The organism is Micromonospora inyonensis (assembly GCF_900091415.1).
Classification (GTDB): Bacteria; Actinomycetota; Actinomycetes; order Mycobacteriales; family Micromonosporaceae; genus Micromonospora; species Micromonospora inyonensis.
Genome location: NZ_FMHU01000002.1, coordinates 3,324,309 through 3,342,054, shown reverse-complemented (window position 1 = coordinate 3,342,054; position 17,746 = coordinate 3,324,309). Strand labels below are relative to the sequence as shown.

Sequence of the window (17,746 nt, the reverse complement as noted above, 5' to 3'; positions counted from 1 at the left end):
GGCACACGTGCTGCATCCTGCCCCAGCGGTACGACACGTTGCCAGTTTGCGCCCGGTCAGTCCCGGGCGTGGCGCAGCATCAGCACCCCGTCGTCGGTGGCGAGGACGTGGCGCAGCGGCAGGTCGCGCGCCGGGCCGGCCGGCCCGGCGGTGATCCGGCCCGCGCCCGGGCCGGCGAGCAGCGGCGCGACCGTCAGGCAGACCTCGTCGACCAGGTCGGCGGCGGTGAGCGCGCCGAAAAGGTGCGGCCCGCCCTCGCAGAGCAGGTGGTCGAGACCGCGTCGACGCAGCTCGGCCAGGCCGGCGGCCAGGTCGACCCGGTCGGTCCCGCAGCGGACCAGGTCGGCGACGTCGGTGAGCCCGGCGGGGGCGGTGGCGTCGTCGGTGGTCAGCACGACCGGGCGGACCGGGGCGTCGGCGAGGGCGGCCTGCGCCGGGTCGAGGCGGAGCGAGCCGGAGACCACCACCAGCGTCGGGTACGCGGCCAGCCCGTTCGCCCGCCGCCAGGCACGCCGGGTCTCGTCGAGGCGTACCGCCCGGTAGCCCTCGTGCCGCAGGGTGCCGGCGGCCACCACGAGCGCGTCGCAGAGCATCCGGAGCAGTCCGAACACCCGCTTGTCCGGCTCACCGGAGAGACCGGCGGAGTAGTCGTCCAGGGCGACCGCGCCATCGATGCTGGTCACGAAGTTGACCCGGAGGCGGGGGCGGTCGCCGCGACCGTAGAGGGCGGTCAGCGCCGCGTCGTCCAGCGGCCCGGTGGCCGGGCCCGGCCAGGCACGGTGGATCGGGGTCCGGACGCTCATTCGCTCGCCGGACCGGTGACCGGAGGGGTCGGTGCGGGGGTACGGTGCTGACAGTCGCACCAGTTCCGGCCCGGGCAGTCACCGTGCCGTTTCGCCCGGCACGCTCGGCAGATCATGCTGGCAGCCTATGCCGAGGGAGGATGGACAGCATGCCGCGTCAGATCTTCCAGTTGCGGATCTCCCTGGCGGGGGTCCGGCCGTCGGTCTGGCGGCGGGTGCTGGTCCCCGGCGGGTACACCCTGGACCGGCTGCACCGCGTGGTGCAGCACGCCATGGGCTGGCGGGACTGCCACCTGCACAGCTTCGAGATCGACGGGGTGCAGTACGGCGCCCCCGACCCGGACGACGGACTGGCGTCGCGCGACGAGTTGGACACCCGGCTGGACATGGCGGTGGGCAAGGGGAACCGGTTCCAGTACACCTACGACTTCGGCGACTGGTGGGAGCACGAACTGGTGGTGGAGGACGTGCTGACCGCCGACCCGGACGGGCGCTACCCGGCCTGTCTGGACGGCGAGCACGCGTGCCCGCCGGAGGACGTCGGCGGCCCGGCGGGCTACCGGCTCCTGCTCGACGCCCTGGCCGATCCGGCGCATCCCCGGCACGACGCGATGCGCGACTGGCTTGGCCGGTCCTTCGACCCGTCGGTCTTCGACGCCGGTCGGGCCAGCACCCTGCTGCGTCGGTTCTGCTGACCACTCCCTGACCCGGCCGTCCGTCGGCGCCCGCCCTCCCGCGGGCTCCTTCGGGTTGCCGCGGGCTCCTGCGGCTTGATCACCTCGAGATGCGGCATCCTGGGCTGTTCGGGCCCCGGGACTGCCCCGGATGCCGCATGTGACGTCGATCGGCGACGGCGGTGACGGCTTAAGCCGGGCTTAGCGGGGCGTTTCGGGTGGCGGAAGACGCTTTCGCGGTAACGATATGGGGACGCTCCCACGATCTATTGACACGCCCGTTACCCGGCGGCTCTCTTGGGAGCGCTCCCCGGGGCGTGCCCCCACCACACGACAGACTCACCACCGAAAAAGGGGTCAGGATGAGCCTCACCTTCCGCCGCCGACGGTTCGCGGCCCTCGCGCTCGCGTCCGTCGCGGCCCTCGCCAGCGTCGCGGCCTGCGGCAACGACGACGCGAACAGCGGTAGCTCCGACGGGCCGATCACGCGCTGTGCTACCGCAGCGACCTCTTCAAGGCGGCCCACCTGCCCACCGACCGGGAGCAGGTCGCCCAGCTCTGGCCCACCTGGGACGCCTTCACCGGGACCGGCAAGAAGTTCGCCGCCGCCGACCCCGAGCACAGGTTCGTCGACATCGGCCGGCATCGAGGCGGTCCGCGCCGGACACCACCTCATGCTCGGGCACGGCCTCGCCACGCAGGCCCTGCGCGCCGGCCGGCACGCCGCCGAGGTGGGGGTGACCTTCAACCTGTACCCGGTGACCCCGGCCAGCGACTCGCCCGGCGACGCCGACGCGGCCCGCCGGATCGACGGGCTGGCCAACCGGTTCTTCCTCGACCCGATCCTGCGCGGGCGGTACCCGGCCGACCTGGTCGCCGACCTGGGCCCGGGTGAGCGACTTCGGGCACGTCCGTGAGGGCGACCTGGCGACGATCTCCACCCCGCTGGACCTGGTCGGTGTCAACTACTACAGCTGGCACGTGGTGGCCGCGCCGATCGAGGGGGCCGCGCCGGAGACGTACTGGCGGGCGCCGTCCTGCTGGCCGGGGAGCGAGTCGGTGCGGTTCGTCACCCGAGGGGTGCCGGTCACCGACATGGACTGGGAGATCGACGCCCCCGGCCTGGTCGAGACGTTGCGCCGGGTGCACGAGGAGTACACCGACCTGCCGCTGTACGTCACCGAGAACGGGTCGGCGTTCGTCGACACGGTCGTCGACGGCCGGGTCCACGACCCGGACCGGCTGGCGTACTTCGACGCCCACCTGCGGGCGGCCCACGAGGCGATCGGCGCCGGGGTGCCGCTGCGCGGGTACTTCGCCTGGTCGCTGATGGATAATTTCGAGTGGGCGTGGGGCTGCACCAAGCGCTTCGGCATGGTGTATGTCGACTACGACAGCCAGCTCCGCATCCCGAAGTCCAGCGCCAGGTGGTACGCCGAGGTGATCCGACGCAACGGTCTGGCCGCACAATAGGCCGCAGGGCCAGCCAGTAACGGGCGGCTCCGGCGGGTGCCCTCTTGCGGGTTCCCCGCCGGTCCGCCCGACGTCGGAGGAGCAGAACCATGACAACCCAGCGCACCCGCTCGCTCGGGCGCCCGACCCTCGACGCGGTGGCGGCCCGCGCCGGCGTCGGTCGCGGGACGGTCTCCCGCGTGGTCAACGGATCACCGCAGGTGAGCCCGGAGGCCCGAGCTGCGGTGCAGCAGGCCATCGCCGAGCTGGGGTACGTGCCGAACCGGGCCGCCCGTGCCCTGGTCACCCAGCGTACCGACTCGGTGGCCCTGGTGGTCTCCGAGTCCGGGGAGCGGGTCTTCACCGAGCCGTTCTTCGCCGGCATCGTCCGGGGGATCAGCTCCGGGCTGCTGGAGACCCCGATGCAGCTCTGGCTCGCCATGGCCCAGTCACCGGTCGAGCGGGAGCGGGTCGAGCACCACCTCACCAACCAGCACGTCGACGGCGTCCTGCTGCTGTCCCTGCACGACGCCGACCCGCTGCCCACCCTGCTGGAGGAGCGCGGGCTGCCCACCGTGCTCGGCGGCCGGCCGGCGCGGATGCTGCGCCCCGGGGCCCAGCCCGCCTACTTCGTGGACGTGGACAACGTCGGCGGTGCCCGGCAGGCGGTGGAGTACCTCGCCGCCAAGGGACGACGGCGCATCGCCACCATCGCCGGCCCGCAGGACATGGGCGCCGGCCTGGCCCGGCTGACCGGCTACCGGGAGGCCGTCGCGGCCACCAGGGGCCAGGTCGACCCGGCGATGATCGCGTACGGGGACTTCAGCGAGGGCAGCGGCACCGCCTGCATGCGACGGCTGCTCGAGTCCTGTCCGGACCTCGACGCCGTCTTCGCTGCCAGTGACCTGATGGCGTACGGCGCGCTGCGGGCGTTGCGCGAGGCCGGCCGCCGGGTGCCCGAGGACGTGGCGGTGGTCGGGTACGAGGACTCGCCGATCGCCCGGCAGTCGGACCCGCCGTTGACCACGGTCTTCCAGCCGGTGGAGGAGATGGGCCGGCAGATGGCCCACCTGCTGGTTGCCCGGATCCGCGGCGACGACCTCCCCGCCCCCTACGTCCTGCTCGACACCCACCTGGTCCCCCGCGCCTCCGCCTGACCCCTCGGAAGGGCAACCGGGCCGGAGGTCAGGTCAGGAGGTGCGGTAGGCACGGAGTTCGCGGCGGGCGAGGGAGGCGCGGTGGACCTCGTCGGGGCCGTCGGCGAGGCGGAGCGTGCGGGCCTGCGCCCAGAGCGCGGCCAGCGGCGTGTCCTGGCTGACCCCGGCCCCGCCGTGCGCCTGGATGGCCTTGTCGATGACCCACTCCGCCATCGCCGGGGCGGCGATCTTGATGGCCTGGATCTCGGTGTGCGCGCCCTTGTTGCCGACCGTGTCCATCAGCCAAGCGGTCTTGAGCACCAGGAGCCGGGCCTGCTCGATGCGCACCCGCGACTGGGCGATCCACTCCTGGACCACCCCCTGCTCGGCCAGCGGCCGGCCGAACGCCACCCGGTCGACGGCCCGCCGGCACATCAGCTCCAGGGCCCGCTCGGCCATCCCCACCAGCCGCATGCAGTGGTGGATGCGGCCCGGCCCGAGCCGGGCCTGGGCCATGCCGAAGCCGCCGCCCTCCACCCCGACCAGGTTCGCCACCGGCACCCGGACGTCGGTGAAGTCGACCTCGGCGTGCCCGCCGTGCGCGGCGTCGGAGTACCCGAACACGGTCATGCCCCGGCGGATCGTCACGCCCGGGGTGTCCCGGGGCACCAGGATCATGCTCTGCTGCTTGTACCGCTCACCGTCCGGATCGGTCTTCCCCATCACGATCAGCAGTTCGCAGCGCGGGTCCATCGCTCCGGACGACCACCACTTGCGTCCGTTGACGACGTACTCGTCGCCGTCCCGGACGATCCGGGTGGCGATGTTGGTGGCGTCGGAGGAGGCGACCTCCGGCTCGGTCATGCAGAACGCCGAGCGGATCTCACCGTCGAGCAGTGGACGCAGCCACCGCTCCTGCTGCTCCCCGGTGCCGAACGCGGCGAGCAGTTCCATGTTGCCGGTGTCCGGGGCGGCGCAGTTCAGCGCCTCCGGGGCCAGGTGCGGGCTGCGCCCGGTCAGCTCGGCGAGCGGGGCGTACTGGAGGTTGGTCAGGCCGGCCCCGTGGCGCGGGTCGGGAAGGAAGAGGTTCCACAGGCCCCGGGCCCGCGCCTCGGCCTTCAGCTCCGCCAGCACCGGCGGACGCGCCCACGGGTCACCGGCCGCCGCGACCTGCTCCGCGTGCACCGCCTCGGCCGGGTGGACCCGTTCCTCCAGGAACCGCAGCAACACCTCGCGCAGCTCGGTGGTCCGGGCGTCGAAGCCGAAGTCCATGTGTCCCTCCCCGGGCGGCCCGCCGGCTGCCCTGTCGTGTCGATCCGGCGACGCCGGCCGCCCTCCTGCCCGCCTCAGCCACGCTCGCCGGTGGCGGCCAACCCGTGTGCGACCAGCGGTGCCACCAGCTCCCCGATCTGGTCGAACCCCTCGCCGAGGGTCTGCCCGAGGGTGTGCCGGTAGTGGATCCCCTCGCAGATCACGGCGAGCTTGAAACAGCCCAGCGCCACGTGCCAGTGCAGCGGGCCGACGTCCACGTCGGCCCGGCCGGCGTACCGCTCGATCAGCTCGGTGCCGGTGGGGAAGCCGGCGCGCGGGCCGAGCCCGTCGGCCACCGGGTTGCCGGCGGCGAGGTCGGAGTCGCCCAGCACGTCCCAGTAGGTCAGCAGCAGACCCAGGTCGGCCAGCGGATCGCCGAGGGTGGCCATCTCCCAGTCGAGCACCGCGCGGACGGCGACCGGTTCGACGGTGGCGAGCAGGTTGTCCAGCCGGTAGTCGCCGTGCACGATCCGGCCGTCGTTCGCCCCCTCCGGGACGGTCGCGGCGAGGCGGTCGCGTAGCTCGTCGACGCCGGGCAGCGGCCGGCTGCGCGACCTGTCGAGCTGGCCGGCCCAGCGGTGGACCTGGCGGGCGAGGTAGCCGTCGGGGCGGCCGAAGTCGGCGAGCCCCACCTCGGCCGGCGGCACCGAGTGCAGCGTGGCCAGGGTGTCCATCATCGCGATGGCCAGGTCCCGCCGCTGCCCGGCGGTGAGCCGGTCGGTCTGCGCGCGACTGCGGTAGACCGTTCCGTCGACCCGTTCCATGAGGTAGAACGGCGCGCCGATCACCGCCGGGTCGGTGCAGAGCAGTAGCGGAGCCGGCACCGGCACCCCGGTCGGGGCGAGCGCGCTGATCACCCGGTGCTCCCGGGCCATGTCGTGCGCGGTGGCCAGCACGTGGCCCAGCGGAGGCCGGCGCAGCACCACCTCCCGGTCGCCGATGGCCAGCAGGTAGGTCAGGTTCGACTTCCCGCCGGCGATCAGGCGGGCGCGCAACGGGCCGCCGGCCAGGTCGGGCCGGTGGGCGGCGAGGTGAGCGGCGAGCCGGTCGAGGTCGAGCCCGCGCGGGGGCGTACCGGCGGGGGAGGCCGAGCCGGTCCCCGGCCGGACCGCGTCGACGGCCGGATCGGTCATCCGAATAGTTGATGGCACCTCGGTTCTTCGTGTCAAGACGCGTTTTTCGCCGGGGACACCGCGCGGCAACAGGGGCGAAACGGCCGTCGGACACGCTGGGGACCAGCCTGCCGGACGGGTACCGGCCGCCGAGCGATGGGGGACAGACATGCTGCTGAGAGTTCGGGTGACCCTGCCGGATCGACCCGGCACGCTCGGCCAGGTGGCCCGCACCCTGGGGGTCTCCGGCGCCGACATCGTCCAGGTGGTGGTGCTGGAACGGCTCGGTGGCCGCGCGGTCGACGACTTCACCGTGGTCTGGCCGGGCGCCGGGCGGCTGGAGCGGCTGATGGCCGGTCTGGCCGCGATCCCCGGTGTGCAGGTGGACGGGGTGTGGCGGGCGATCGGCGCGCCGACCGCCACCGGGCAGGACGCCGAGCTGCTGGCCCAGGTCGCCGCGAACCCGGCCGACGGGCTCGCCACCCTGGTCGACGCGGTGCCCGGCCTGCTGGCGGCGGACTGGGCGGTGGCCGCGACGGTGCCGGTCGACTGGGCGTCCTCCGGCGGCGGTGTGGCCACGGTCGGCTACGCGAGCTGGCGTACCCCGGTCGCGCCGATCCTGCCGGAGGTGACCCCGCTGCGCTCCCGCGCCATGACCGCGCCCGACGGCGGCCACTACGCCGTCGCGCCGTTCGGGCGGGCCGGGCTGGTGCTGGTGGTGGCGCGAGGAGCTGCGGAGACGCTCTCCCCGGCCGCGTTCCACCGCACCGAGGTGGACCGGCTGTCCCAGCTGGTACGGGCCAGCGCGGTGATCCTCGGCGACCGGCTCGACCTGGTAGGCGCCGCGTCGGCTCCGGCACCCGGGGGACGGTCGTGACCCTCTGGCGGATCCGGGCCACGGTGGACGACCGGCCCGGCTACCTGTCGGTGCTCACCGCCAGCCTCGCGCTGCGGGGGGTGAACATCCTCGCCCTCCAGGTGCACACCACCGAGGCCGGGGCGGTCGACGACTTCCTCGTCGACGCGCCGGACACCCTCGGTGAGGCCGACCTGTTCGCCGCCGTCGAGAAGGGGCGGGGCCGGAACTGCTGGATCGCCCGTAGCGAGGCGCGCGGCCTGGTCGACCAGCCCACCCGGGTGCTCGGGCTGGCGACCCGGCTGGTCCGCGACCCGGACGCGACCGGCGAGGCGCTGCGCGCCCTGCTCGGCGCGGAGACGGTGACCTGGCGGCCGGTGCCCGCCGCCGGCAGCGGAGCCGCCGGCGCCGGTGGTGGCCCGGTGGCCGGTGTCGAGGGCACCCGGATGTGTCTCGGTGACGCCGCCGGTGGCTGGTTCGACCTGTCCCGGACCGCGCCGGACTTCACTCCGGCGGAGTACGCGCGGGCGCAGGCGCTGGTCGAACTGGCGACCACCGTCGCGCGCCGGGCCGCCGAGCAGGTCACCCTGGTCCTGCCGGACGGCACCGAGCTGGGGGTACGCCCGGCCGGGCCGGACGACCTCCCCGCCGTCGGGCGGCTGCACGAGCGGTGCTCGGCGCGGAGCCTGCACGGCCGCTACCTGAGTGGGGCGGGCAGCCCGTCGCCGGAGCGGTTGCGGCGGCTGCTCGACCCGACGCGGGGAACGACCCTGGTCGCCACCGAGACCGACGCCGCCGGTTCGGCGGAGTCGGTGGTCGCGATGGCGAACCTGCTCGGCGAGGGGGACCAGGCCGAGGCGGCGCTGCTGGTCGCCGACGACCGGCAGCGCCGTGGCCTCGGTGGCGCACTGCTGCGCCGGCTGGTCACCCACGCCGACCGGGCCGGGTACGCGGCGCTGGAGCTGTACGTGCACACCGGGAACGCCCCGATGCTGCGGATCCTGCACCGGCTCGACCGTCCGATGCACCTGGAGCGGGACGGGTCGGTGCTCACCGCCACGCTCCCGCTCACTGGCCGCCACTGCCCGACCCAGGTCTAGCCGGCCCGCCGCCCGGAGACGCAGAACCGGTTGCCCTCGGGGTCGGCGAGCACCACATCGATCGCGGCCATGGTGGTGACCGTAGCGCCGGCGGGGCCCCGGGCGTCGCTGGTCAGGTGGCCGGGTAGCTGTTGTAGTCGGGGAAGTTGCCGAAGAGCCGGCTGCGGCCGACCGTGACCGCCTGCACCAGCAGCTCACCGCCGACGAACGCGCCCTTCCAGGAGGCGCCCCGGCCGCCGAACGGCTCGTCCCGGTCCCCCCGGGAGCGCGGCTTGTTGATGCCGACCTTGAACGCCTGGAGGTCCACCGCCAGCTTCGCCGCTTCCTCCTCGTCGTCGCAGGCGAGGCTGGCGACCAGCGCGCCGTTGGAGGCGTTCATCGCGGCGAGCAGCTCGTCGGTGGTGTCCACGACCACGATCGTGTCGACCGGGCCGAACGGCTCGGCGTGCATCAGCCGGGAGCGGCCGGGCGGGGCGAGCAGCACCGACGGGGCCACGTACGCCGACGTGTCCTGTCCGGTCAGGAACGGTGCGCCGTCGAGCTTGCCCCGGTAGAGCGGGACGGCGCCGCCGCGTACCGCCTCGTCGACCTTGCGGCGCAGCTCGTCGGCCTTGGTGGCGCTGATCAGCGGGCCGAAGTCCAGCTCGGGCAGGGGGTCACCGGCGGACCAGTCGTCGCCGACGGCGAGCGGGTGGCCGAAGCGCACCGAACGGACCACCGGCAGGTACATGTCGAGGAACTCGTCGACCAGGTCCCGCTGCACGACGAAGCGCGGGTACGCGGTGCAGCGCTGCTTGCCGTACTCGAAGCCCTTCTTCAGGTGCGCGGCGAGCATGTCCCACTGCGAGAAGTTCCAGATGCCCCAGGCGTTGAGCCCCTCCTGCTCGATGAAGTGGCGCTTGTCGGAGTCGAGGAGCGCGGCGGCGACCTTCCCGCCGTTGGACCGTCCGCCGACGAAGGCGACCGCACCGATCTCCGGGGCGCGGACGAGCACCTCGGACAGTTCCTCGCCGCCCCCGGAGACGAGGGTGGTGGGCAGGCCGGCCCGGTGCATCAGCGCGTGGGCGACGGTCAGGCAGACCGCCCCGCCCTGCGAGGGGGTCTTGGCGATGACCGCGTTGCCGGCGAGGAGCTGGACCAGTTCGGCGTGGACCAGCACGCTCATCGGGTAGTTCCAGCTGGCGATGTTGCTGACCGGGCCGGGGAGCGGCTCGCGCCCGTCGGCGAGCATGCGGTCGATCTCGTCGACGTACCACCGGACGCCGTCGAGCGCCCGGTCCACGTCGGCGCAGGCCAGCCGCCAGGGCTTGCCGATCTCCCAGACCAGCAGGAGGGCCAGCAGGTCGCGGTGGTCGCGCAGCGCGGCGAGTGCGTCGTTCACCCGGGCCTTCCGCTCGGCGAGCGGGGTCTCGGCCCAGTCGCGGTGCGCGGCGGCGGCGGAGACCACGGCGGCGCGGGCCGTGGCGGCGTCCAGCCGGGGCAGGTTGACCAGGACGGTGTTGTCGATCGGGGTGCGGACGGGGCTGGGCGTGCCGGCCGGGGCCCAGTCTCCTTCGATGAGGTTGCGCAGGGTGGTGGTGCCGTCGGGGCCGGCGGGGTCGAACGCCTCGGGGGCGGCCTCGACCGCACGGGACAGGGTCTCGGCCCAGGCGGTGCCGTCGGCGAGTCGTAGAGCCATCGCGATCTCCTCAGGGTCTTCCAGTGGAGCGGCGGCATCGACGGCACCGCTTGGCGGTACTGTCCCGTGCCCGGATCGTCGGCGGCAACAGTACGTTCGTATGCCAGGACGGCCGTCCACGCCCGAAAGCCGGCGGAGCCGACCCGGCGATGCGCACATCTCCTCGCTGACCTGCTGTTACGCCGAGACTATGTCGCAGGTTATCGATGATGTGATTCAGTCTGACTTGGCGGGAAAGGGCTTTCTTGAAATGTTCGGCCGAGGTTGGCCCGGTCGCGCAGGGTGCGCCCGCGGGTATGGTGATAAAAGACACTGATCAATTCGTTGGTCGGGCTGCCCGGCCGTCCGGCCCCGCCTGACGGAGCCCGACGGCTGCGGTCGGTCCGGTGGTCGCCACGGCCTGCAGCGTCGGCGTCGGCGTCGGAGTCGGCGTGGCCGACGGCTGGCCGGCGCAGGTGTGGCTCAGGTTGAACGTGCTGCCCTCGCCGGTGACCGAGGCGGTCCCGGTGACCAGGGTCCAGCCGGCCGGGGTGAAGAGGTAGGCGTGCTTCAGCTGCGGGTTCTGCCCGCCGGTCGCGTAGAGGGCGTCCGGGTACGGGTCGGAGTCGCATATCCATGGGAGCGCTTCCATGTGGACGGCGTGGCGGTCGGGGTTGCTGGCGGGGAATGGCGGTGGGGGCGGGTTGGTTGTGTCCCCGGAGCGGCCGTAGCCCTCCGCTGGTGAGCGGGCGGGTGGCCGGGTGGCCCCGGGAATGGAGCCGGCCCGCCGGTCGTTACACCATGTCGACGCCGATGGAGCACCCGCACTGCGGGCGTGGCGGATCCCCCGATCCCCCTTCTTCGGCGCGGTGACTTCCCCGGATCTTCCTCAGAGCGCCCGCACGCGTGGTGCCAGCGCATCGTCCCGTCCCCGCCCTGTGTGGGTGGTGTGTCCGGGTGTGTGCGCCAACCCCCGAATGGAGCTTTGATCATGAACAAGCTGATCCAGCGTGGTGTGCTGTCCATCGCCGGTCTGACCGCCGCAGCCGGAATCGCCGCCGGCCCGGGCCTGGGCCTGACCCACGACACCCCGGTGACCGAGACCAAGCCGGTGGCGGCGACTCAGCAGGTGGCCACCGACAAGCAGCAGGTGTCGATGGACAAGTTGCTGCCCAACGGTGTGCCGGCCGGGCAGTCGACGGTGCCGCTGACCGACGAGCAGAAGGCCAACGCCAAGGCCATCATCGAGGCCACCAAGAAGAACGGCATGGACGAGCGGGCTGCCGTGGTGGCGATCGCCACGAGCCTGCAGGAGTCGAAGCTGGAGAACCTGGGTCACCTGGGTGACCGCAACGACCACGACTCGCAGGGTCTGTTCCAGCAGCGCCCGTCCAGCGGTTGGGGCACGGTCGAGCAGATCACCGACCCGGAGTACTCGACCACCGCGTTCCTGAACGGGTTGAAGCAGGTCGACGGGTGGCGGGACATGCCGCTCACTGAGGCCGCGCAGACGGTGCAGGTGTCGGCCTACCCCGACCACTACGCGCAGTGGGAGAAGCAGGCCGCCGACCTGGTCGCCGAGCTTTGGACCAAGTGACCCACACAGCACCGTGAGGGCCCCTTCCCGCTTGGGAAGGGGCCCTCACCCGTTTCCGCAGCGGCACCACACCACTCTGGGCAGTAGAACCCCCTGGAGGCGCCGTTTAGGGCGTGGCCAGTGACCAGTCGGCGTCTCCGTCCTTTGACGGTGGCGTCGTTGTAGGTGGAGGAGTTGGGTGATGGCCGCGGCTGCGGGTGCTGCCGGACGGCAACCGTCCAGGATCTGGGGTGCTGGGTGTGGGGTGGCTCAGTCCGTGATGGCGCCGTGTTCGACGCAGGTCGCCCGCCAGCCGGTCGGCAGCACCTGCACCTTCATCCGGCGCCGGCAGGACGGGCAGTACCGGGGCGGCTCAAGTGTCCGGGCGGTCCGGCACGCCTCGTGCGCGCTCGCCCCGACCGGCTCACCGCACCGGTCGCACCACACGCCGTCCACCGCCGTCACAGCGTCGCGGAGAGCGCCTTGACCGGCATCTTCAGGTCCTCGAGCAGCTTGAGGTCGTCGGTCGCCGGCCGGCCCAGGGTGGTCAGGTAGTTGCCGACGATCACCGCGTTGATGCCGCCGAGTAGGCCGTCGCGGGTGCCCAGGTCGCCGAGGGTGAGCTCACGCCCGCCCGCGTACCGGAGGATGGTGCGCGGCATGGCCAGCCGGAACGCGGCGATGGCGCGCAGCGCGTCCTTGCCCTCGACCACCGGACGGTCGCCCAGCGGGGTGCCCGGCCGGGGGTTGAGGAAGTTCAGCGGGACCTCGTGCGGGTCCAGTTCGGCGAGCTGCGCGGCGAACTCGGCCCGCTGCTCGACCGTCTCGCCGAGGCCGAGGATGCCGCCGCAGCACACCTCCATGCCGGACTCGCGGACCATCCGCAGCGTCTCCCAGCGCTCCTCCCAGGAGTGCGTGGTGACCACGTTCGGGAAGTAGGAGCGGCAGGTCTCCAGGTTGTGGTTGTACCGGTGCACGCCCATGTCGACCAGCTCGTCGACCTGCTCCTGGGTGAGCATGCCCAGCGACGCGGCGACCTGGATGTCGACCGCCGCCCGGATCGCCGCGACGCCCTCGCGCATCTGCTTCATCAGCTTCGCGTCCGGGCCCCGCACGGCCGCCACGATGCAGAACTCGGTCGCCCCGGTGGCCGCGGTCTGCTTCGCCGCCTCGACCAGGGACGGGATGTCCAGCCAGACCGAGCGGACCGGGGACGCGAACAGGCCGGACTGCGAGCAGAAGTGGCAGTCCTCCGGGCAGCCGCCGGTCTTCAGCGAGACGATGCCCTCCACCTCGACCTCCGGGCCGCACCAGCGCATCCGTACCTCGTGGGCGAGTTGGAGCGCGGCGGTCAGGTGCTCGTCGGGCAGGTTGAGCACGGCGAGGACACCGGCCTCGTCGAGGCCGACGCCCTGCTCCAGCACCTGGGTCCGGGCCTGGTCGAGGATCTCTGGCATGGCTCGTACCCTACAAGGCCGGCCACCGGGGACGAATCCCTGCTGCCCGCCGCTCCAGCCACCTCCGAGCCGGTTGCGACGGGGCCGGGGAGTGCTCCGCCGGGGCCGCGCCGCGCCACGCCGGTGACTCCGGTCCGGATGGTAACTTCGCCCGGCGGAACGGTCGCCGGGCGCGGCGGCGAGGTCGGGCGGCGAGCAGGGGAGTGACGGTGGCGGACTGGCTGGCGGCGCTCGAACGCCGTGCCGAGCTGCGGGCGAAGGCGGGGCTGACCCGGCGGCTGCGGCCCCGGGGCGCGGACGACGCCACGGTCGACCTGGCCGGCAACGACTACCTCGGGCTCGCCACCCATCCCGAGGTCACCGCTGCCGCGGCGGTCGCGCTGCGCGCGTACGGGCTGGGCGCCACCGGGTCCCGGCTGGTACGCGGCTCCACGGACGTGCACCTCGAGCTGGAGGACACCCTCGCCGCCTGGCTCGGTGCGGAAGGGGCGCTGGTCTTCTCCTCCGGCTACCTGGCCAACCTCGGCGCGCTGCGGGCCCTCGTCCAGCCCCGTACCCTGCTCGTCTCGGACGCGCACAACCACGCCTCCCTGATCGACGGTTGTCGCATCTCCGGGGCGGAGACCGTGGTCACCCCGCACGCCGACGTGTCCGCCGTGCAGGCCGCGCTCGCCGCCGCCCCCGGCCGGCCGGCCGTGGTGGTCACCGAGTCGGTCTTCTCCGTCGACGGGGACCTCGCCCCGCTGGCCCGGCTGCACGAGGTGGCCCGCCGGTACGGTGCGCTGCTGCTGGTCGACGAGGCGCACGCGCTCGGGGTGACCGGACCGGCCGGTGCCGGTGCGGTGGTCGCCGCCGGACTCGCCGGAGCGCCGGACGTGGTGGTCACCGCCACCCTCTCGAAGTCCCTCGGTGGCGTGGGCGGGGTGGTGGCCGCTCCGGCACCGTTCGTCCGGCACCTGGTGGAGACCGGCCGGACCTTCATCTTCGACACGGCGCTCCCGCCGGCCGTCGCCGCCGGGGTACGGGCCGCCGTCGGTCTCGCCCGCACCCGTGACGACCTGCGTGCCGAGCTCGCCGACCGGGCTGCGGTGACGGTACGCCGGCTGCGGGCCGCCGGCTTGACCGTCTCCTCGCCCGCCGCCGGGGTGGTGTCGGTGACCGCCCCCGGCGCGGAGGCCGCCACGACGTGGGCCGAGGAGTGCCGGGAGCAGGGGGTGGCGGTCGGCTGCTTCCGTCCGCCCTCCACCCCCGACCCGCGGTCGCGGCTGCGGCTGACCCTCAACGCCGGGGTGCCCCGGGTCGACTTCGAGCGGGCGCTGGACGTCGTCGTGGCGTGCGCGCCGGAGGGGGCGCGGGGGCCGCGGGCCGGGGTGGTCGCGTGACCGCCCCGTGGCAGGGTGCGGTGCTGGTCACCGGCACCGACACCGGCGTCGGCAAAACCGTGGTGACCGCGGCCGTGACCGCCGCCGCGCAGGCGGCCGGGCTACGGGTCTCCGTGGTCAAGCCCGGCCAGACCGGTGCGGCCACCGGCGAGCCCTCCGACGTCGACAGCGTGACCCGGCTGGCCGCCCCGCTGACCGGCCGGACGCTGGCCAGCTTCCCCGATCCGCTCGCCCCGCTGACCGCCGCCCGGGTGGCCGAGCTGGAGCCGCTGGAGCTGTACACCGTGGTCGACGCGGTCCGCGAGGAGGTGGACAAGCACGACCTGGTGCTCGTCGAGGGGGCCGGCGGGCTGCTCGTCCCGATGGGGCTGCGCCCCTCCGGCGAGGCGTGGACGGTCGCCGACCTGGCCGTGGCGCTCGGCGCACCGGCGGTCGTGGTGGCCCGCGCCGGGCTGGGCACGCTGAACCACACCGCGCTCACCCTGGAGGCGCTGGAGCGCCGGGCGGTGCCGGCCGGGGTGGTGATCGGCGCCTGGCCGGCCGAGCCGGAACTGGTGCACTGGGCGAACCTCGGCGAGCTGGTGCCGAAGCTGCTCGGCGCGCTGCCGACCGGAGCCGGGGCGATGGATCCGGGGGTGTTCCGCCGGTCCGCCCCGGGCTGGCTCACCCCGGCGCTGTACGGGGTGCTCGACGACTGGCGGGCCTGGGCCGAGGAGACCTGAACCCACCCACTTCCGACAGTGCCGACCGGGGCCGCCGCCGGGTGTCAGCGCCGCCGCCAGAGCCAGGAGTACGGCGACCGTCCGGCCGCCGTGACGTGGAGTCGTCATGCCGGGACGCTCACGGCGGCGTGGTGCCGCTCCGCAGCGTCTTCCGGCCGGAGCGACCACTGAGTTTCGTCAGGGCTTCCGGCTGCGTACCAGGAAGGTGTCCGGCATCCGGAAGGTGAGGTTGTCCGGGCACCACGGCGGCCGGACCACCTCGACGCCGGCCAGGAGCTCCGCCGTACGGGCCACCACCACGGCCGCCTCCATCCGGGCCAGGTGCGCCCCGACGCAGCGGTGCGCACCCGCGCCGAACGCCAGGTGGCGGCGGGAGCCGCGCTGACCCGGTCGGAAGTGCCCCGGCTCGGCGACCACGGCCGGGTCCCGTCCGGCCCGGGCCAGCCAGAGCACGACACTGGTGCCCCGTCGCACCGGCGTCCCGCCCAGCGTGGTGTCCGCCGCCGCGACCCGCCGCCAGGTGACGATCGGCGGCTCCAGCCGCAGTCCCTCCTCCACCACGTCGGCCACCGGCACCGTGCCGGCGCGCAGCCCGGCCAGCACCGCCGCTTCGCCGGTGAGTCGGTGCAGCAGCAGGGTGAGGAACTGGGAGGTGGTCTCCTGCCCCGCCACCAGCAGGAAGAAGAGCGTGCCGACGACCACGTCGGCGGAGTGTCCCTCGGCCCGCAGCCGGGCGGCCAGCCCACCGCCGGTGGCGGCGAACTCCCGCAGCACCCGGTGGAAGCGGCCCACCTCGACGGCGAGGGCGAGCTGCCGGGCCTCGTCCAGCGGTGCCCAGAAGAGTTCCAGCGCGGCGCGGGCGAACTCCTTGACCGCCTCGACCGGCGCGTCCGGCAGCTCGACCAGGCGGGCCAGCACCAGCAGCGGCAGGTCGGCGGCGAGCCCGGCGTACAGGTCGACGGTCGCCCCGGCGGTCAGGCCGGCGGCCAGCCGGCCGACCCGCGCGTCGACCAGCCCGGTCAGCCAGGGCCGCTGGGCGGCGACCCGTTCCGGGTGCAGCGCCTCGGCGACCAGCGCCCGGATCCCGGGGTGGCTCGGACCGGAGTTGTTGGCCAGGGTCGGCGGCAGCCGGAACCGGTGCCCGGCGAGGACCCGCAGCGCGGCCACCGGGACCGGGGTGACCGCGTCCAGCGCGTTGTCCGGCCGCCAGGTGACCGGGTCGGCGAGCACCTGCCGGACCAGGGCATGCCGGGTCACCAGCAGGTGCGGGACCCCGAGGTGGTCGGCGACGGTCACCGTGTCGGGCGCTTCGCCGTCCAGGACCGGGCCCCAGCCACGGAACAGCACGTCGGACCGGTCAACCATCGGCACGGGGGCGGCCGGGTCGCAGTTCCCAGACGGTGGTGTGCCGGACCCGGACGCTCTCCAGCGCCGGAGGCACCGGCACGTCGTATCCGGCCAGTTCGGTGAAGCGGTCCCGGGGGAGGAAGGCACGGCCGGGGTCGCCGACCAGCACCCGCGTCCCGGCCCGGGTGGCGCGGAGCAGGAAGCGCAGCATCCGGTTGGCCATCGCCTCGCTGTAGAAGACGTCCCCGGCGAGCAGAACCTCGGCCGTACCGGCGTCCGGGTCGTCGAGGACGTCGCCCAGCTCCGCGTCGACGCGTACCCCGTTGGCCTCGGCGTTGAGCGCGACGGCGGCGACCGCCCGCTCGTCGATCTCCACCGCGCGGACGGCGGCGGCCCCGGCGCGGGCGGCGGCGACCGCGACCAGGCCGGAGCCGGAGGCGAGGTCGAGCACCCGGCGGCCGGCGACGGTCTCCGGGTGGTCGAGGACGTACCGGGCCAGGGCCTGACCGCCGGCCCAGGCGAAGGCCCAGAACGGCGGCGGCTGCGCGCTGCGGAACTCGCCCTCGGTCAGCTCCCAGAGCCCGATCGGTTCGTCGGCCTGGTGCAGCCGCACCTCGGGAACGAAGGCGACGGGGCCCAGTCGGGCGTGCAACCGGACGAAGGCCTCGGAGATCTCGGACACCCGGTGATTCTGCCCCGTGCGGGTCCTCCGGGGTCGGCGCGGGTCGACCCCGGTACCTGCCACCGTTGCCTCAGGCTCGGGCGACTACGCCGCAGGAGGAGGTTCCGGCAACCGAGCCACCGCGAGGATAAACTGCTCCAGCAGCACGGACGTCGGCTGGAGGGCGTCACCGATGTCGATCTCGGGCCGGGCGGGCGCCGATCCTGACCGGCGCCGACGTTTTGTGGACATCGATTCGATGCTGCGCCGGGTATACGGCAAGCAGAAGCAGGGCATCGGGTTCGGTCACGTCAAGATCGGCGACTACAACGTCTGGCTACGCGGTCACCACCCTCTGGTGGCGACGTTGTCCACCCCGCTGTCCGCGCCGGTGATCGCCGCGACCCGACTAAGCAGCGGTAACGCCCTGCGTACCGAATAGCGGGTCGCGGACGGGGTGGGCGGCCTGGTCGACTTGCGCGATCGGGCCGTCCAGCGTA

17 protein-coding genes and 1 pseudogene are annotated in these 17,746 nt (G+C 73.9%); 9 read left to right on the top strand and 9 right to left on the bottom strand.

Features of this window, described 5'->3' with window-relative positions; all coding sequences use genetic code 11:
• Positions 1 to 56: 56 nt before the first annotated feature.
• Complete coding sequence (locus GA0074694_RS29150; RefSeq protein WP_091463099.1) at positions 57 to 803, bottom strand: pyrimidine reductase family protein; 747 nt, start codon at positions 801 to 803, stop codon at positions 57 to 59.
• A gap of 149 nt (positions 804 to 952) precedes the next feature.
• Between GA0074694_RS29150 and GA0074694_RS29145 the strand changes: the two genes are divergently transcribed.
• From GA0074694_RS29145 to GA0074694_RS29130, 3 genes and pseudogenes are all read left to right on the top strand, one after another.
• Positions 953 to 1,498 carry a plasmid pRiA4b ORF-3 family protein gene (locus tag GA0074694_RS29145; protein WP_091463098.1) on the top strand — a complete coding sequence of 182 codons (546 nt, stop codon included), beginning with the start codon at positions 953 to 955 and terminating at the stop codon, positions 1,496 to 1,498.
• 548 nt (positions 1,499 to 2,046) lie between these two features.
• A pseudogene (locus GA0074694_RS29135) lies at positions 2,047 to 2,950 on the top strand (glycoside hydrolase family 1 protein); the annotation flags it as partial.
• 89 nt (positions 2,951 to 3,039) lie between these two features.
• Entirely contained in the window at positions 3,040 to 4,086 is a 1,047-nt protein-coding gene (locus GA0074694_RS29130; RefSeq protein WP_091463097.1) for a LacI family DNA-binding transcriptional regulator, read from the top strand.
• 33 nt (positions 4,087 to 4,119) lie between these two features.
• Here the strand turns inward: GA0074694_RS29130 and GA0074694_RS29125 are convergent, their stop codons facing one another.
• Both GA0074694_RS29125 and GA0074694_RS29120 read right to left on the bottom strand, forming a co-directional pair.
• Complete coding sequence (locus GA0074694_RS29125) at positions 4,120 to 5,337, bottom strand: acyl-CoA dehydrogenase family protein (protein ID WP_091463096.1); 1,218 nt, start codon at positions 5,335 to 5,337, stop codon at positions 4,120 to 4,122.
• Positions 5,338 to 5,411: 74 nt separating this feature from the next.
• Positions 5,412 to 6,509 (bottom strand): phosphotransferase family protein, encoded by a 1,098-nt coding sequence (locus GA0074694_RS29120; RefSeq protein WP_091463095.1) that lies wholly within the window; start codon positions 6,507 to 6,509, stop codon positions 5,412 to 5,414.
• A 148-nt stretch (positions 6,510 to 6,657) separates the two neighbouring features.
• On the opposite strand from GA0074694_RS29120, the gene GA0074694_RS29115 reads away from it, so the two are divergent.
• Both GA0074694_RS29115 and GA0074694_RS29110 read left to right on the top strand, forming a co-directional pair.
• Positions 6,658 to 7,365, top strand: a complete 708-nt coding sequence (locus GA0074694_RS29115; protein WP_091463094.1) for an ACT domain-containing protein — start codon at positions 6,658 to 6,660, stop codon at positions 7,363 to 7,365.
• On the top strand, positions 7,362 to 8,444 hold the full coding sequence (locus tag GA0074694_RS29110) for a GNAT family N-acetyltransferase (protein WP_091463093.1): 1,083 nt from the start codon (positions 7,362 to 7,364) through the stop codon (positions 8,442 to 8,444). Before GA0074694_RS29115 ends, GA0074694_RS29110 begins: the two co-directional genes overlap by 4 nt.
• 112 nt (positions 8,445 to 8,556) lie before the next feature.
• Here the strand turns inward: GA0074694_RS29110 and GA0074694_RS29105 are convergent, their stop codons facing one another.
• A complete protein-coding gene (locus tag GA0074694_RS29105; protein WP_091463092.1) occupies positions 8,557 to 10,122 on the bottom strand; it encodes an aldehyde dehydrogenase family protein in 1,566 nt (521 codons plus the stop codon).
• A gap of 316 nt (positions 10,123 to 10,438) precedes the next feature.
• Positions 10,439 to 10,753: a hypothetical protein gene (locus GA0074694_RS29100; RefSeq protein ID WP_091463091.1), complete on the bottom strand. Its 315-nt coding sequence runs from the start codon at positions 10,751 to 10,753 to the stop codon at positions 10,439 to 10,441.
• A 339-nt stretch (positions 10,754 to 11,092) separates the two neighbouring features.
• Here GA0074694_RS29100 and GA0074694_RS29095 point away from each other — a divergent pair, with 339 nt between their 5' ends.
• On the top strand, positions 11,093 to 11,698 hold the full coding sequence (locus GA0074694_RS29095; RefSeq protein WP_091463090.1) for a hypothetical protein: 606 nt from the start codon (positions 11,093 to 11,095) through the stop codon (positions 11,696 to 11,698).
• Positions 11,699 to 11,947: 249 nt separating this feature from the next.
• On the opposite strand, the gene bsaP is transcribed toward GA0074694_RS29095, so the two are convergent.
• Positions 11,948 to 12,142, bottom strand: a complete 195-nt coding sequence (bsaP, locus tag GA0074694_RS29090) for a biotin synthase auxiliary protein BsaP (RefSeq protein ID WP_091463089.1) — start codon at positions 12,140 to 12,142, stop codon at positions 11,948 to 11,950.
• Entirely contained in the window at positions 12,139 to 13,134 is a 996-nt protein-coding gene (gene bioB, locus GA0074694_RS29085; protein ID WP_091463088.1) for a biotin synthase BioB, read from the bottom strand. The genes bsaP and bioB overlap by 4 nt, the downstream gene beginning before the upstream one ends.
• 209 nt (positions 13,135 to 13,343) lie before the next feature.
• On the opposite strand from bioB, the gene GA0074694_RS29080 reads away from it, so the two are divergent.
• Both GA0074694_RS29080 and bioD read left to right on the top strand, forming a co-directional pair.
• The gene (locus GA0074694_RS29080) at positions 13,344 to 14,516 is read left to right on the top strand and encodes an 8-amino-7-oxononanoate synthase (RefSeq protein ID WP_091464271.1); all 1,173 of its coding nucleotides are present in this window, start codon (positions 13,344 to 13,346) and stop codon (positions 14,514 to 14,516) included.
• A gap of 20 nt (positions 14,517 to 14,536) precedes the next feature.
• Complete coding sequence (gene bioD, locus GA0074694_RS29075) at positions 14,537 to 15,238, top strand: dethiobiotin synthase (protein WP_091464269.1); 702 nt, start codon at positions 14,537 to 14,539, stop codon at positions 15,236 to 15,238.
• Positions 15,239 to 15,415: 177 nt separating this feature from the next.
• Here bioD and GA0074694_RS29070 read toward each other — a convergent pair whose 3' ends face one another.
• Both GA0074694_RS29070 and GA0074694_RS29065 read right to left on the bottom strand, forming a co-directional pair.
• Complete coding sequence (locus tag GA0074694_RS29070; RefSeq protein WP_091464266.1) at positions 15,416 to 16,603, bottom strand: cytochrome P450; 1,188 nt, start codon at positions 16,601 to 16,603, stop codon at positions 15,416 to 15,418.
• On the bottom strand, positions 16,596 to 17,267 hold the full coding sequence (locus GA0074694_RS29065) for a class I SAM-dependent methyltransferase (protein ID WP_091463087.1): 672 nt from the start codon (positions 17,265 to 17,267) through the stop codon (positions 16,596 to 16,598). The genes GA0074694_RS29070 and GA0074694_RS29065 overlap by 8 nt, the downstream gene beginning before the upstream one ends.
• Before the next feature lie 172 nt (positions 17,268 to 17,439).
• Between GA0074694_RS29065 and GA0074694_RS29060 the strand changes: the two genes are divergently transcribed.
• Positions 17,440 to 17,688, top strand: coding sequence for a hypothetical protein (locus tag GA0074694_RS29060; protein WP_218105835.1), 249 nt, complete (start codon positions 17,440 to 17,442; stop codon positions 17,686 to 17,688).
• Positions 17,689 to 17,746: the final 58 nt, after the last annotated feature.